This is a genomic window from Malaciobacter mytili LMG 24559 (assembly GCF_003346775.1).
GTDB lineage: Bacteria > Campylobacterota > Campylobacteria > Campylobacterales > Arcobacteraceae > Malaciobacter > Malaciobacter mytili.
In genome coordinates, this window is the sequence record NZ_CP031219.1 from 1,588,015 (window position 1) to 1,606,881 (window position 18,867).

General features: G+C 26.3%; 5 protein-coding genes. All 5 read right to left on the bottom strand.

Annotated features, from left to right (window positions below; all coding sequences use genetic code 11):
• Positions 1-56 precede the first annotated feature (56 nt).
• Positions 57-347 (bottom strand): hypothetical protein, encoded by a 291-nt coding sequence (locus AMYT_RS08020; protein WP_114842030.1) that lies wholly within the window; start codon positions 345-347, stop codon positions 57-59.
• On the bottom strand, positions 331-2,358 hold the full coding sequence (locus AMYT_RS08025) for a phosphotransferase (RefSeq protein WP_114842031.1): 2,028 nt from the start codon (positions 2,356-2,358) through the stop codon (positions 331-333). The genes AMYT_RS08020 and AMYT_RS08025 overlap by 17 nt, the downstream gene beginning before the upstream one ends.
• A 10-nt stretch (positions 2,359-2,368) precedes the next feature.
• Positions 2,369-5,950 carry an AAA family ATPase gene (locus tag AMYT_RS08030; protein WP_114842032.1) on the bottom strand — a complete coding sequence of 1,194 codons (3,582 nt, stop codon included), beginning with the start codon at positions 5,948-5,950 and terminating at the stop codon, positions 2,369-2,371.
• Positions 5,947-7,140 (bottom strand): exonuclease SbcCD subunit D C-terminal domain-containing protein, encoded by a 1,194-nt coding sequence (locus AMYT_RS08035; protein WP_114842033.1) that lies wholly within the window; start codon positions 7,138-7,140, stop codon positions 5,947-5,949. Before AMYT_RS08035 ends, AMYT_RS08030 begins: the two co-directional genes overlap by 4 nt.
• Before the next feature lie 283 nt (positions 7,141-7,423).
• A complete protein-coding gene (locus tag AMYT_RS08040; RefSeq protein WP_114842034.1) occupies positions 7,424-18,865 on the bottom strand; it encodes an Ig-like domain-containing protein in 11,442 nt (3,813 codons plus the stop codon).
• Between the last annotated feature and the right edge of the window lie 2 nt (positions 18,866-18,867).

Consider the following 18,867-nt stretch of genomic DNA (forward strand, 5'->3'; position numbering starts at 1 on the left):
ATCGTTATTTTTTGTGTATAATTCTTCTTCTATATATTAATTTAAAAACTCTCTATTTATTTTGCAACATATTTATTATATTGTTCCTGATAAAGGCGTTCAGTATTATCTTTAAATTCTTCTTTTCTATCTTTTAATGATTTCAAATTATTATATATACTTTTATAAACAACTTGATGTGCTTGATTTTTTATTTTTTCTTCATTATATTCCTCCATCTCAATATCACTATCTAAAATTTTTTCCATTATTCTAAGTAAATCTTCTTTTGTAATTTTATCAATTTCTTCATATCCACCATCAAGTTTCTGAAACCATCCTTGGCTTTTATCAATTTTTAACATCATTATATATTCCTCCTCTATATTCATATGCTTCATACCCTGCTTCTAAAGAGTTAAGCAGAATGTCATAGTTCTTTACTGTTGTTCCATCGTTACAACAAACTAATTCATGATCAGTTGGATAACCTGAAAATAGTTTATAAATCGTTTTATTATCTACATATGTTTTTTCTGTATATAAAATATAATCAGGTTTTATAGAAAGACCAACAGTATTATTATGTGTAACAATTACCACTGGCATTTCTTTTGAGATACTTTTTATTAATGAATTTACATCACTATTTAAAAACTTATTATCAAATGAAGACTCAGGTTCATCTAATAGTAATAAGTCATAGTTTTGTGCATCTTTTATCTCTTGTAATAATCTAAATTCAGAACGTTCTCCTCCAGAAACTTCATTACCATCTTTATTTAAAATCATATATTGTATTCTTACAAATGCTTTATAATAATACGAACTATCTAATTTATCATTATCTTTCAGTAACTGTAAATATTCAAAAGGATTATTATATTTTGTAAATGCATCTTTGAATGATAATTGTCCAGGTATCGATTCTTTAATTTCTCCTACGTATTTAAATGGTAACTTTTTAGCAACAACTCTAAATCCCTGAATAGGTTCATCAAATATAATTCCATCTTTTTGCATAGCTTTTGTAATAGTATTAAATTTTTTCACTCTTTGTTTATTTAATAATGTATCAAAAATATCAACACTTTCAATAGCTGTTGATGAAGTTCTAAATTTTAAATTATCTTTTATGTCATTGACTAATGAATTTATATAATATTTATTTCTATCTTTTTCTTTTTTTACCCATAGTTTTTTTATTAAATCAGTTGCTAACGACTTAAGTTTATCTATCTCAATATGTGTTTCAATAGTCGACTTATATTCTTCATTATCAATTATATAAATCACTGAATCTATTAGTTTTTCAAGTCCTGTGCTAGAGCTAATTGTAAACTCTTCTTCTTCAAAAAGTTTTACTTTAGAAAAAGCATCTTTTCTATCAACTTCATCTGCAGATTTTAGTAGTGATTCAAGATAAGAAGAAAGTTTCTTTTCATCATTAATTAAATCAATTTGAGAAATATCATCAATCATTGTTCTAAAACTTTCAAGGTATTTATCTACAAACAATCCTCTTTTTCGCTGCACTTCACTTTTAAAACTTTTAACATCAGTCTCATCATCTTTTTGTACTAAATCAAATTGTCTTACATATTTAACTCTACTAAAAGAGTCTTCTAATTGATTTAATGTATATGTTTTACCTGATGATCTTTTTCCTAATATTACATTAAGACCAGTTGAAAGATGTTGTCCATTATTAAAAACTTGAAATAGTTCATTACCATCATTTTCTGATAAAAAAACTTTTGTTCTATCTTTGAAAGTTGATTTAATAGCATTTAATGTTATTTCACCACAATCTATATATGTTTGTCTCAAAGGAAACTTTTCTAATCCTTCTTTCATTCTTTCATCACTGAATAAAACAGGACAAAGTTTTTCTTCATCTTTCATAGTTCTTACGAATTTTTTTATATTATCAACTTCTCCTGCTGAAAAAAAGTCTTTTAACTTGATAAAATCATCATTTCTAACCTTAGGAGATTTTTCATAGTGTGGAATTAATAAATAATCAGATAAATTTCCGAAAATACTTTTTAGTTCTTCTACACTTATAGAGGCCGTATTAGATTGAATTCTATCTGATACATTTTTACATTTGTCATTAAATGCATCTAAATCTTTTCCATCTGAAATTAGTAATAAATGTCCAGTTGGAAGGTCAATTTCAATACCAGGAAAAGTAACTACAGGTATTTCAGATTGAATAATTTTAAACTGACTTAAATCAAAAATATTATGATTTGTAATTGCAATAACATCTAATTTTGATTTTTCAATATATTCTTTTAGAATATCAATTGAAAATATAAAATCACTATCACTTATAGTACTAACAGTATGTATATGTAAATCAATTTTTTTCATTTATATCCTTCTAACTTAATTCCAACACACTCGTCCCATCACCCTTAGGCTCAACCTTTACCTGCAATGGAATTCTCTCTTTTAGTGCTTCCACATGGGAAATCACACCTACCATTTTTCCTGAACTTTGAAGTTGATTTAGTGCATTTAGTGCTAACTCCAAACTATCACTGTCTAGTGTTCCAAACCCCTCATCTAAAAAAAGTGAATCTATACTTATCTTTTGACTTGCTAGACTTGAAAGACCTAAAGCTAAAGATAGACTTACTATAAAGCTTTCTCCTCCTGAGAGTGTATTTACACCTCTTACCACATCTCCTTGGAAACCATCTATTATCTCAATTTCAAGTAGCTTACTTGAATCACTACTTCTTTGAAGTTCATATCTTGGACTTAATATTTGTAAATGTTTATTTGCTAGATAGATTAGTTGCTCTAAAGTGATACCTTGGGCAAATTTGGCAAATTTATCTCCACTTGCTGAACCTATCATTTCATTTAATTTTATCCATACTTTAAAGGCTTCTTTTTTCTTTTCTAACTCTTTAATTTTATCTTCATGTTTTTTCATATTTGAAGCATTGATTTCAAGCTCTTTTTCTAAGCTTCCTATTGATTTTTGAAGTTCATCCGTAGCTGTTTGTAACTCTTTTAATTTATCATTTAAAGTTTGAAGTTCTTTGTCTGTTAGGTTTAACTCTTTTTGTTCAGATAGTTTTTTTGATGTATCTGTTTTAAGAGTTTGGATTTGAGTATATTTTTCTTCTAGTGCTTTACACATCAAAGATAACACATCTTTTTGCTCTTTACTTAAAAGTGCTTTTTCAAACTCTTCTTTTGAAGTAAAACTATTTTCTACAAGAGCTTTATTGAAATTTTGTTTTGTCTCTTCTAATTTTGTACTATTATCTATAAGTCTTTGATTTAACTCTATTATTTGAGAATTTAGTGACTCATTTCTTGAATTTAGAGTTACTAACTCTTTTGATAAAGAGTTATATTTTTCATAGATAATGTTAAATTTACTTGTTATCTCTTTTTCAAAGATATTTAAATCAGATACATCTAAAATAGCTTTACTTTGAATTTGTAACTCTTTTGTTTCATTAGAGATTTTAGAGAGTTGTTCAGCTTCTGTTTTCAAACTTAACTCTATTGATATGATTTTGGTATCAAGCTCTTTTCGTTGTACACTTAAGCCTTGAAGTTTAGTATCAAGCTCTTTTTTCGATGTTTCATTTTTAATAAAACTATCTTTTTTTACGACTATTGCTCTAAAGTTTTCTTCAAATTTTTCATCAAATATTAGTTCATATTTAGTATAAACTTTTGAAAGTTCCTCTTCTAAACTTTGTTTTTTAGATGTGTTTTGAATTTGTTCATTTTGTAATTGTTCTATTAAACTTTTTAGTTTATAAAGTTCTTGTTCATTTTGTAAAACTAAAGTTTGTTTAGTATTTAACTCTTTTTGAAGATTATCTCTTTGAGCTAAAACTTTTTCTTTTTCATCTCTAATTTTTACTATATTTCTTAACTCTTTTTCTAAAAGTTGTTTTTCTTCTTCTAGGTTTGTTTTAGAATCATCCATTAAAATAAAATTCAATGAACTAAATACTTGTTCTATCTCTTCTTTATTTTTTGATAATTTGTTTAGTTCTAAAGTAGAACTCTCTACTTTAGTTTCAAGTTTTGATAAATTTAATTCAAAAGTTCGTAAAGCTTTATTTTCTTCATCAAATATCTGTTTCTTTTGAGCGATTATTGAACTTGTTTCATCAGCATTTACACTTTTTCTATGATTTACAAACGGATGCTCTTTTGAACCACATAAAAAACACTCTTCACCCTCTTTTAGATTTACTCTATCACTCTCATATTTTGCTATTAAAAGTTCTGCTTCTCTTTTATCATTTAGAGTTTGTATATGTGTTTGAATTTCATTTATTAGTTTTGTTTTTTCTTCTATATTTGTTTTTATAATTTTTGATTCATCTTTTGAAGAAGATATGATGTTTTCTTCTTTTAAAATAAATTCCAACAATCTTTTATATTCATCTATAGAAGTAATTAGTTTTTCAATACTTTTTAATCTATCTCTATTATTTGCTTCTTTTTGATTAAAACTTGAAGTTTGAATTTCTAACTCTTTATACTCTTTATCTTTTAAATCAAACAGTATCTTTATTTCATCAAACTCTTTTTTTGCCTTGCTAAAACTATCTTGTAAAATCTTTTCATTTAAACTATTATTTTGAAGTTTTTCTTCTATTTGTTTTAAAAGTTTTAGTACATCTTTATAATCATTTACATTTTTAGAGATTAAAGATATCTCTTCTTTTAATGATTCATCATTTTTATTTTTTATTAGATAATCATTTATAGTTTTTAAATCATTTTCAATTCTTTCTTGATTTGTTTTTAATACTTTCAAATCTTCATTTAGTTTTGTTTTTTGTTCATTTTGAGAGCTTATTTTATTTTCTAACTCTTTGATGTTTTGAAGTTTTGATTCAATTTTAGTTTGTAGTGTTCTTACTTCTTGAAGTTTTTTAGAGTTCGTATCAAATGAAATTTTCTCTTTATCTAATTCATCTTTTACTTTTAATGATTCATTAGTTTTTGACTCTAGTTGCTGTTTTAATTCAATTAGTTCTTTTTGAAGTTTTTCTAGTTTTTCTTTATCTTGATTTATTATTTGAGTTAAAGAGTTTTTTTCTTGATATATTGGCTGAATATTTAAAGCTTTATTTGCTAAATCCAATCTAACAAAGTCTTCTTTTTTATTCTCTTTTTCAAGAGTAATTTGCTCAAATTCTTGAATATATCTATTATTATCAGTTTCTAACTTTTGTAAATTTTCAAGCCAATTAATTACTTTTTTTAGATCATTTACTTTAGTATCAAGTTCAAGTTTTTGGGCTTTTGAATTATTTAAAACTAGTGTTTTTTCAACAACAACTTCATTTGATAATAATTCAATATTTCCTAATAAATTTTCATCTAATTTAATTTCATCATTTTTACTAGTATAAGTTTGATATATTTCTTGAGATATTTGTTTATAGATTTGTGTTCCAGTAATCTTTTCAAGTAAACTTGAACGCTCATTTTCTTTTGCTTTTAAAAAGGCATCAAAACTTCCTTGAGCCAACATCATAGATTGAATAAATCTATCAAAATCAAGTCCAGATAAATCTTCTATATATTTTGGAACTTTAGAAAGATACGATTCTAAGACTTTTCCTGATTCAACTTCACTAATTTCCATTTTAGCACTTTGAAAAGCTCCATCAGCATTTTTTCTAGCTCTTTTTTGGCTCCAAGAACTTCTATAAACTTTACCTTTTACTTCAAATTCAACTTCACATAAACACTCACCAGTATGTCTACTCATAAGTTCATTTGGGTTAGATAATCTTGCAGTTCTTCCATATAAAGCACATGTAATTACATCTAAAATAGTACTTTTTCCAGCACCAGTTGGTCCAGTAATAGCAAATAAAGATTCATCTTTTAAAAACTTTTCCAAGTCTACTTCAAACTCACCTTTTAGAGAGTTAATATTTAGTGATTTTATTTTTAGTATTTTCATAGGCTTTGCACCTTAGAAACTACTTCTTTAAAATTCAAAAATAGTTCTTTTTCAAACTCTTTATCTTCTAAGTTTTCAAGTTCTAATCTTTTTTCAAATACTTGTTCAACTGACAATTCATCTAAACTTATAACTTTTAATTCATTAGCTTTTAATTGCTTTTCACTTTTATCTATTTTTACTGCAAGTAATATAAGTTCAAGTTTTGAAGCAAGTTGTCTAATTTCATTATTTGCATACATTGCATTATCATCAGATATATGAACTTCTATCCAAGAGTTTTTATCTTCTATTTTAGTAAGTTCATTTTTTATATGCTCGTAATTTCCTTTGATAATAACAAGTTTCCTAGAAAGTGGAACTTCTATTTCTTCTATACTTATTTCATTTTGAGTAAAAGATACAAGATTTACTTTTTGAGTATTTTTAGATTCAGAAAAACTAAGAGGTATAGGAGAACCTGAATATCTAACATGTTCATTATTTCCAACAACTTGATTTATATGAAGATGCCCTAAAGCAACATAATCAAACATTGAAGCTAAATAATCCCCACCAATATCAATAGTCCCACCTATATAAATATCTCTTTCACTTTGACTACTTCTACTTCCAACTGTTGTTAAGTGTCCCATAGCAATTATTGGTATATTTTTATCTTTTTTTAGTTCAAGTGCTTTTGAGTAGCAATTTTCATAATAAGCTTTAATACCACTATTTGCTAATTTTTCTTTTTCACTAATTGTTATTCCACTTAAAGATTCTCTAATAACACTATCTCTTAAAAATGGAACAGCACAAACAATAGATATTAAATCATCATTTTTATTTATAGGAATAATTACATTTTCATCTTCATCACCAGTTGTAATTACATGAACATTTAAAACTTCCAAAAGTTGTTTGGGTGCTTTTAAAGTTGATATTGAGTCATGATTTCCAGCAGTTATAATAGTAGTAATTAATGTTTTTATACTTGATAGTTCTTTTAAAAAATTATAATAAAGCTCTAAAGCATAATTTGGAGGCGTTCCAGTATCAAAAATATCTCCTGATATAACTAAAACTTCAACGTGTTTTTCTTTTATAATTTCTAAAAGCCAAGAAAGAAAATCTTCATGTTCTTCAGCTCTACTTTTCCCCATAAAATTTTGACCAAGATGCCAATCTGATGTATGTAATAAACGCATAAATAACCTATAAAAATTTATACAATCATTATAACAAAAAACAACTTTTTTGTGACTCTTTTTTATTTATTTCAATATATTAATATGACTTTCTCCAGTATTTTTACTCAACTTTGCATATCTTATAGTTTTATTTATGACCTAATTAACTTGAGAATATATATATTGATGTATTAAAAATATCAAATATACAAACCCTAAAAGAAAAGTAAGCTCTACTTTTAAAATTATTACCTTTTGGATTTAATTATATTTCAAAAGTTTTATTTTCCATTTTTATCCTTTAAAAAATTTCATTTTCATAAATAGTCTCATCCTTATTATTAAAATCCTCTACTATTTCATTTTGTATATTTATATTTGATTGACTTGCTAATTCTTCTGTTAGTTTTATTGCTTGTTTTAATATAAGTATATCTTCTTCACTCATCTTATCTTTTGTCATTGTTGTATCTATATATGTTGCTGCTATTTCGTTTATTTCATTATTTTTTGTTTCATAAGTTGCATAGGCTTCGATTAGTTCTTCTTTCTCTTTTGTTTGATCAATAGTTAAATTTATTTTTAAGATATTACTCTCTTCTATTTTTACAAACTCATTATTAGATACTAATCCATCTTCATTTTTATCTTGCCACAAGGCAAAGTTCTCCCATTCATTATCATTTTTATCAAATACTCCATCTTTATTTGTATCAAACCCTTTACTTAAGGCTTCTATATCATTTGTAGTATCTTCAAAAAGAACTCTCCAATCTGTTTCTAATTTACTATCTATAGTTCCACTTTTATTATAATCCCAAACAAGTACAGCATCATCTTTTCCAACACCATCTAATACTTCATTATGTTTTTCATAATATTTTTGAACAAATTCTATTCCATCTCCATCCAAATCTAAAACTATTGGGTCTCTTTTTATATATTTATAGTTTATTCCTGTATGTACAAAAAGATTTTTTACATTTTCTCCTGTTAAAAAATCTCCTTCATCACTGATTTTTGCAACAAAGCTTTTCATCTCAAAAACTCTATCTCCTTTTTTCTTCCAATAACTTCCACTATAATCAAAATAAAACTCTCCATCTTCTTCTACTGTTCTTCCATTAATATTTGTAGCACCTGAAACATTTAAAGCATAATATTTCTCTCCTCTATAAAAAGATGTTACAAAAGCTAAATTTGAAACAACACTTACACTTAAAGCATCAAGATTTGAATCCACATCATCAACAACAATTTTTCCTTTTCCAGTATTTAAACTATTTCTATTAAAATAAGAAGAGATTAAAATAGGTGCATCATTTACAGGGGTTACATTAACTTCAACAAAGGCTGTGCTTTGATTACCATCTTTATCTTCAACTATATATTCAAAGCCTGCTTTTCCTTTATAAAGTGCAGAGTTTCTATCAAAGGTATTATCAATAGAGCTATTATAATGTTCATCAGGATTAAAATTTATTGTGCCATTTTTATTTAAAGTAGCTGTTCCATTTAAAGAGTTTTTAATACCTACTATTTTTAAAGTATCATTTGCTTTTATAGAAAAATCATTTGAAAGTAAATTTTGTATTGTTATGGTTAAAGCAGTATCTTCTGTAGCAAAAACTTTATCATCAAATACAAAAGCAGAGTTCTTTTTTACATCATCAATATATACATTAAAATCATCAAATTGTAAAGTTGAGATATTTTTAAGTTCATTTATTCCTGTTTGAGTAATAACTGATGCAGAACTATTAAAGTTTGTAATTATATTTTTTACTTCTTTTCCATTAAAGTATTCAATTAATTTTCCATTATAAACAACAGTATCATTTCCAGCTTGTCCATCAATAGTATCATTACCTTCTGTTGCATAAAAGATATTAGTTTCATTATTTCCAACTATATTATCATCATAAGAAGAACCTACTACATTTTCAAAATTAGAGATAGTATCATTTGTAGCATATGCTTTTGATACAGTATTTGTACTTAGGTTTATATTTATTCCTTGATTACTATTTGAGTAATCAATAGTATCTATTCCTTCACCTCCATCTAAAATATCTTTTCCACTTGAAGCAAAGATAGTATCATTTCCACTACCACCTATAATAGTAATATCACTATTTGCACTATTTTTAATGATACTATTTCCACTTCCTAAGATTATCTCTTCTGCATTTGTTGAAGTTACATCAAAAACTATATCTTGTGTATCATCTATATAAATCTTATCATATCCACTACCCATATCTATAAAATCTCCACTTTGAGATTTTAAATCAGAAGCATCTATATAAGCTATATCATCTCCACCTTTAGCAAAATAAGTATCAGTTCCTTTATTACCTCTTATAATATCATTACCATCACTACCTATAATATTATCATTGCCTTGTGAGCCTATAAACTTTTCAATATTTGTTAAGCCCATATCAAAATTAATACCTCTTACATCATCAACTATAACAGTATCATATCCTTCACCACCATTAACTACTTCAACCAATAAGTTTTCACTTTGAAAATCTTCATAATCTACAACTATAGTATCATTTCCACTACCTGCATCTATTCTATCTGCACCTTTTCCACCTTCAATATAATCATTTCCACTTCCTGCAAAAATTGTATCATTTCCCTGTTTTGCAAGGATAATATCATTATTATCTTCACTATAAATTGTATCATCACCCTTTGAAGAATCTATATAATCATTTCCTGTAGTTTCAATATTTTCTAAAGTTATATTTAAAGAGCTACTTTTTAAAATAGTTTCTATATTCTCTTCTTTTACTATATTTGCAACTACATTTAAAGTTAAGTTTTCATTATTTACAGAGGGGTAAGTAAGAAGAATTTTTCCATCAAAATCTTGGGTATTTATATATAAACTTCCATTTTTAAAAATCCCTTTATTTGAAGTAGTATTTGAAGGTAAATTATCAATTTTTAAAACTATTAATTCATCATTATTTAAAATACTTTTATCAATATTTAATTCTATTAAAGCTTTTGTATCTGTGCTTATAGTATCTGAATAAATAGTATCATTTCCACCTTTTGAATAAATCTTATCATTTCCTCCACCACTATTTATATTATCACTAGCATCTGTATAATTTAAAGTTTGAGAAGCTAAAGTATTAGAAGTGATTTCTACTTTATTTATATGAAAGTATGGAAGGTCATTATCTAAAGCACTAAGAGTTATATTTTTTTCTACTACTTCTTTATTTGTATTTGTACTACTAATAGCTTTTATATTTAAAGATAGTTCATCACTACTTAAATTTTCTATTTTCAAATCTTCTAAATCTTGTTTTGTTAAAGTATAGCTTCCATCTTTATTTAAACTTCCTTTATTTAAAGAAGAACCGTTAGGAAGATTTGTTATTAATAAACTTAAAGTTTCACTATTATCATTATCTAGTAAAGAAGCATCTATACTAAGAAAAGCTTGATTATCTTTTATAAAACTATTTTGTACATTTAATATAGGTTTATCAATAATTTCATTTATTGTTATACTAAGGTTTTTAGACACTTCTGCTCTACTTGTCCCTCCATCTTCACTTATTGATTTTATTTGTAAATTTAATTTTCCAGAAAAGTTTTCAGGAGCAATAAAAGCTAATTTTTTTATATCTTTTTCATCTATTATCCAAGTATTTTCTTTTTTCTCTCCTGCATTTAACTCTATATTATTGGGGATCCCTCTTATTTCTAATTTTAGATTTTCACTTCCATCTAAATCTTGCAGTTTTGAAGATAGATTTAAAAATATTAAGTCATCTTCATTTGCAGTTATATCATTTAATTCTAAAATACTCTTATCTGCAACAGGTGTAATTTCTACAGGAAGATTTACTTCTATCTCACTTTTTCTTAGTGTATTATCTGGTTCAACTATTACTGAAGTAATTCCAATATTAAAATTACCTGAATAATTTAAAGGTGAATATAATTGTAAATTATCTAATTGACTTGTAGATATTTTCCAAGTTGTATCATTTAGCTTTTCACCGCTATTTAAGCTAAATTCTGAAGGTATTTTTAACTCTAAATAAAAATTTTGAGAAGCTCTTAGATTTCTTGTATTTACATCTATATCAAGTAAAGCTACTTCATCTTCATTTACTTTTACTGGATTTACAGTTATATTTACACTTGTAGGAATTGATTCTATATCAACTTTTATATAACCAATACTTTCTTCTTTATGTGCATTTTTCTTTTCTGTTGTTATAGCTTTTACTTTTAATTCAAAATCTTCTAAGCTATTAAATTCAGGTCTTATTTTCAAACCTTCTAATTCTTCTACTGTTAAATGCCAATTACCTTCACTATCTTTTAATCCTTTATTTAAAACTGCATTTAAAGGAACTTGTTCTATTACTATTTCTAAAGTTTCACTTCCATCTGTATCTGTTAATGAACTTTTTATATCAAGTGGTATAAAACTATTTTGATACCCTTTTGTATCTGATACTTCCAAATTTGCAAAATCTGCTTCTGATTGAATTCTTACTTCTACATCTTTTGAGGTAAATGTTTGATGAGTATTTTCTGCTTCTGTTGTAACTGCTGTTACTTTTAAAGTAAAGTTTTCATCACTATTTTCGACTAAATTTATACTTAACTCTTCTAATTGCGTAGGTAAAAGTTTCCAAGAACCATCACTTTGTTCTTCTCCTGCTGTTAAGCTTGTCCCTTGGGGCAATCCTTCTATTAGGTAATATAAGCTTTCACTTCCATCTTTATCTATAAACTCTGAAGCAATATCTATATAAGCAAACCCTGGATCTTCTGTTACACTTACTACACAATCCATCCCACTAGTAGTTTTTTGAAAAAGATTTAATTCTACATTATCTGCAACTGCATTAACTTTTACTTCTAATTCTTTTGAGATTTGAGCAATACTATTATTTTCATTTTCTTTTGTAAGTGCTGTTACTTTTATAGTAAAGTCTGTTGCATCATGTGTTTTTGGTGTAATTGTAAGAAAATTTAAATCTTTCGCTTCTAGATGCCATATTCCATTTTCATCTTTTTCTCCTTTATTTAAAGTAGCATCACTTGGAATATTTTCTATTTTTATACTTAAAACTTCACTTCCATCTATATCAACTAAAGCTGATTTTATATCTAAATTTATAGCAGTATCTTCATCTCCTTGTGTATTTGTTACTTCTAAAATAGCAGTATCTGCTACAGCATTTACTATTACTTTTAACTCTTCACTTATAGTTGCTATACTATTATTTTCACTCTCAATTGCATAAGCAGTTACTTTTATAGTAAAGTCTTCATCACTATGAAGTTGTGTAGTTAATTCTAAACCTTTTAATTCATCTTTTGTTAGATACCATATTCCATCACTATCTTTTTTCCCTTTATTTAAAGTAGCATCTTTAGGAATATTTTCCAAAGAAATAAGAAGTCTTTCTTTTCCATCTACTCCATCTAATGTATCTACTAAAGAACTATTTATATTTATAGGCAAAATAGTATCTTCTAAAATCTCTTTTTCACTATCTTCTAAAGACAAGTTTGGTGTATCTGCAACTGCAATAATTGTGATTTTTTCACTTATTTGTGTAGTTATTATTCTTCCATTTGTATCTCTAACTATTGCTTTTATACTTATTGTAAAATCATCAGAATTATCTTTTTGAGGAATCAAAGATAAATTAACTAAATCATTTTGAGTTAAATACCAATTACCATCTACTCTTTTTTCTCCTGAACTTAGGTTAAACCCTTCAGGTAAGCCTTCAAATATAACTTCTAAAGAACTATCAGCATTTGGGTTTGATATATCAAAATCAAAAAATATTTCATCTTCATTTATTATTGTTTTATTTAGTTTTACTAAAGCTGAAGTTAAAGGTTCTAAGTCTTTTATTGTTTGTACTTCTATTTTTCTTTGTACTTCTTCTTGTATATCTTTCTTTTGAAAAATAACTTCATCTTGAAAAGAAATATTATTTAAAAAACTTTGAGTAGAGCTATTATTTGTTTCTCTTAAGATAGTTGTTTTATCATCTAAAGAGTTTTCATTAGTATTTAATATCGTAGTATTATCATCACTTATTTCCTCTTTTTGTTTTAAAGTCTTTTTTTTATACTCTTTTATTAATAAAATATCTTTATATAAAGGGCTTTGTGTTTCTACAATAGGGATAACCAAACTATTATTTTCACTATTTATACTCTCCAAACCTTTTAATGAAGCTGGGTCATCACTTAAATAGCTTATTTCATCACTTGAAGACTCTTTTGTTTGGGCCACTGCCACTGTTCCTATCATAACAGCTGTTGCTATTGATGAGGCTTGAGAAGTTGGATTATTTTCATTTAAAACATTCTCTTCTTCAACTATCTCTTCTTCTTTTTTAAATTCAGCTTTTTTTATTAGTTGTTTATTTAAATAATCCACTTCAAAAACTACATTTTTAAAAGCTATCTCTTCTATATCAACTAAAGTATCTAAAATCTTTTTATCATTTGATTTTACTAAAATAGTATTATTATTTAAAAACATAACTTGATAGTTTTCAAAATTATCTTTATATTCAACAGTATCTTTACCACTTCCTGCATATATTATATTTTTACCAGCAGTAGTATTTATATAATCATTACCATCACCTAAGATTACTACATCATCACCCTCACCTGCATAAACTTTATTATTTCCCTTTATTGAAACAATATAATCATCTCCTTTTCCTGCATAAACAATATCATTACCAGCACCCAAAGAGATATTATCAGCTCCATCATTAGCAAAAACTATATTATTTTCATCATTTGTTACTATTACATCATTATTTTGTGAGCCTTTTACTCCCTCTATATTTATATATTTATCATTTTCATTTGAGTAGTTATTTTTTAAATTTACAACAGAAGAGTTTTCACTATTAGTATAATCTACTAAATCAACTCCTTCTCCTCCATCTAAGGTATCACTTCCACCTTTTCCTTCTAAAATATCATTACCACTATTTCCTATTAAAGTATTATCTTTATCATCTCCTACTAAAATATCATCAAAATTTGAACCCTTAAGATTTTCTACATTTTTTAAAGTATCACCATCATCATTATTATTAGAATTTAAACTTGCATATACACCACTTTTTGAGTTTTCATAAGAAACACTATCAATACCTAATCCTGTATCAATATTTTTTTTACCATCTTGTACAAGAATATAGTCATCTCCACTACCTGTAACAATTGTATCATTACCTTTTGATGAAACAATTAGATTATCTCCATAATATGCGGTAATCTTATCATCTAAAGAAGTATCCAAATAGATATTTTTATCTTCAAATTCATTTACATATTTAGCTAAAGCTTCATCTTCTAAAAGTAGAGTTTTAAAAGCTTCATTTACATCTATTTTTCCACCATTTTCTTCTACTTTTATCAATTCAAGTAAGGCTTGAAGGTTCACTTTTGTTCCATTTGGCAGGTCTATATGTGTATTTGTTTTATCCCATTTTTCCCAGTTTGAAATTACAAACTCTTTTGAGTTTTCTTGTGCTTTTTGTGCTTCTAAATCCTTATCAAAAGTAGTAATTATTAATTTACCTTCTTTTAATTCAAACTGCAAATCATTTAAACTTTTTCCAGCAAAAGAAAAAGCATCTTCACTTATAGTAAAGTTTTCATAAGGATTAGGAATATTTGCAAGTTCTAATAACTCTTCAAATCTTTTTGCAAAAATTTCTACTTTTTCTAAAAAGCTATATTTTAAAGCTTTAGGATTTTTTAGAAACTCTTCATAAGATTGGGCTTTTACATTTACATCTAAACTATTTGTATAGTTTAAATATCCTAAATTTAAGTCATATCCTAACTCTTTTAAAATCTCTAATGCCTCTTCTTTTGATGGTTCATTAATATTTATTTCATCTTCTTTATTTAAAGCAAGTACACTTTCACTTTCTTCTTTTAGATAAATATTTATCATTTTTTTAGCTATTTGATTTAGATAGTCATTTACATCCACATCTAATAATTCATCATTTTCTTTATGTATCTCATAATTATATTTTGCTATTTCACTATTTAGTTTATTAAAATCTTCACTATAATGTTGCTCTTCTAATCTCAACTCTTCAGCAATAGAAAATACCTCTTGCCAATGTATTGCTTCTATTTCTTTATAGTGCTTATTATTAAATTCTAAAATTGCAGTTGCTTTTTCTTCTTTTATTTGTTCAATTTGCTCTTTTTGTAAAGCAATCTCTTCTTCATAGATATTTTTTTGAGTTTGAAGGTTTAGCATTTTTTGTTGTTTTTTTAAAGATAAATTACCCTCTTTTTGTCTTTCTTGATACTCTTCTAGTTGTTTATTTACTTTTTCTAAAGCTATTTGATTTTCTTGTAGTTTTTTATTTACTTCTTCTATCTTTTCATCAAAACTTTTTTCTAATTGCTCTTTTTGTGTATAGTAGTTTTGTATATCTTCATTTGTTACTTCTTTTAGTATCTCATCCACATATGTTTTATAGTTTTTAAAACTATATTTTTTTAAAAATTCATCAAGAACTCTATTTTTTTCAGTTTCATCTTCTAGTTTTGATATTTGATGGTACTCTTCATTTATCTCTTGAAGTATTTTTTTATCTGTGATTATTTTTCCATTACTATCTATGATAATATTTACTTCATTTTTATAATCACTATATTCTTGAGCAATTTTTATATTTTTATACAATAAATCCAAATCTACTCTTCCACTTTCATCATCTGGATTTCCTTCTAAAAACTTCTCATTTGTTCTATGCATTGCTCTTAGGATATAAGGGTTCCCATTTTCTACATTTATAAATGGTATTTCAACACTTAAAGCATGTGCCATTGTCTCTTTTGCAGTACTAAAACTTCCTTTATAACCATTTATAAATATTTTTTTCTTAAATTGACTGATATTTATATCTGGCATTAAACTAGCATCTACTAGTTGTCCTCCTGGTAAATTAAAGATATTTGTTAATTGTTGTGCAAATGAATTACCTATATTTATCATAGCTTCTTCATTTCCACCATCATCACTATCACTAAAGACTAGATTATAAGTTTGTGTCTCTTCATCAAACTCCAGTTTTGCTTCTGCTGTTGGAGGTGGTGGTGTCCCTCCAAATAATCCTCCTAGTAAACTACCTACTATTACTCCTATTATGGCTCCAATTAACGCACCTATTGGACCAGCAGCAGAACCAAAAGTTGCAAATTGTGAAGCAAGTGCACCACCTGTCGTTGCCATTGTAGTACCAGCCATTGCACCTATTGCACTACCAATAGAAGCCCCCATTGATTCTTCTTTTGTATCTATCCAACTCTCTGCAATTGCATATCCTATTTTTGAACCAATAAATCCACCTATTGCACTAGCAAAATCAAAATTTATACTCTGTCCAGTTGCAAAATTTGTTATAGCAGTAGAGGCTGCATATGAAAGTGTAAAATCAGCAAGGTCACCTATAAGTGTCCCATCCATACCTAAAATATCTGAAATATTATCATTTTTTGCAAAGTATGAAGATAAGGCAAAAGAGACAACTGAACCTGCCAAATTTTTCCAAGAAGAGGCTCCCACATCTTTAACTGCTATATCGTTATTATAAGTAGCTAAATCAGCTATTACTCCTACACTTGTACCTACAACTATTTTATCTATATTTGAAAAATCACTATTATTTGCGATTATTAAACTTCCTATTTGATTTATCGCTGTTTTTCCAACATCATTCCAAGTTGCAACTGGTCTTACTTCTGTATCTTTTTGTATAGAAATTGTTTGTTCATTTGTATCTAGATTATGTTCATATACTAAATCTTTTGTTGTAAAGTATTTAGAAGTAGTTCCATCTTCATTGGGAACTTCTGCCACATAGTTCCCATCTTGTGTTTGCATTAGCTTTACAGTACCATAAGCACTTGAAATATATTTTGCATCACCTTTTGGCATGATTAGTGATTGTCCTGCTAAGATTTTTCCACTACCATCTAAACTATTTACAAAAGCAATATTTTCTTTTTTTAAATTTGTATTATTAAAGCTATCTAAATTTATATCTTGTTTTGCCACAAGTGAGCTTACTTCTAAATTACCATTTTTCAATCTTTTATAAGAAATATCTACTTTATCTTCAAACCCATATGAGTCAAAATAGTATCCATCTTTATTTGCAATAATTACTCTATCTTCAAAGTTTACATTTATAGAACCATCACTATTTATTTCATAAGCTCCCTTTTCATTAAAACCATCAGTAAAAGTAGCATAGGTTACTTTAGACCCATCAGAGTTTGGTACAATAAAGATATGATTCCCATCTTGCGTTGTATATTGTGCTATTTCTCCATATCCACCCTCTATTTCTTGTTTTGATATTGGTACTTGGAAGTTAATATTTTTTGAAACGGTATCACCATTTAGATGATTGAACTCTTTTAGTTCTTCTTTTGAAAAGTCTGTATATTTTGCTAGTTTTTCTATTTCTACATTATCTTTTTTTATCTCTATATTTTCTAATACTTTTTTCCCATCTTGCATTTTATATGAAATCTCAAATTCATCTGTTGATACCTCTTTTTGATACATTATTCCTTTACTATCTTTTTCCCATACTTCATATATTCCATCTTGTGTGAAAGTTATCTTATTTGGGTTTGTTTTATCTCCATAGATTAATAAATCACTATTTTCATCATATGTTATATTTGTTTTATTATTATTTTCATCTGGCACTCTAAGTGTAAAGGTATCATCAGGGTTTTTAAATAGTTTTATTACTCCATTTTCACCTTGTATTTCTAAAGGTGGCTCTTTTGGAACTAGGACTTTATATCCTACTGGTAAATTTTTTGCGTCTTCTAATGTTAAATTATTATACTCCAAAAGTTCTATTGAAGAAAATTTTGTATTTTGAGCGATATGGGAAATTGTTTGTCCAGCTTTTAGCGAGATTACTCCCACTTCACTAGGTTCTTGTAAATTTGATTTATCTATATTTTTTATACTATTTTCTAATTTTACTTTATCAAAAGTTGTATCATTTAAAGTATTTGATAAGTTTTCTATCTCTTTTTTATCTATTTTTTCAAGGGAATTATTTTCATATTTTTTATATTCTCCTTTTTCATTTTTTATTTCATAGCTTTCTAAATTTCCTTCATTATCTAATATATATCGTTCTTCTTTATTATCTTGTGTTTTATGTATTAAAATTCTTTTATTATCATTAGTTTTAACTAATATTGAATTTTCATCTCGAAACTCTACTATTGTATTTTTTTCAGTATCATTAATACTTTCTTTAAAAACTACTTCTTTTTTTTCAGTATTTACTTCTACAACTTGTTTCTTATTTAAAAAATCTGCTATTTTATCTAAAGCTATTCCAACATTATCTGCTACAAGAGAGGCTCCATTTGAAATAGCTTCATCAGAAATCATTTCACCTAACTCTTTTTCTATATTACTTTTTTTATCAAATTTTATAAATTGAAGAGTTTGAGCATATTTTTTTACTACAATATATGTTAAGCTATCTCCTGTTCCTGTAACAAATGCTTGAAGTTTACTCTCACCTGCTTCTAATCCTTCATTATACTTTCTATCTAATCTTTCTGCAAACTCTTTTGCATCTTCTGCAATATCTAAATATTTATCAATTACTTCATTTTTACTTTTTTTAGCCATAG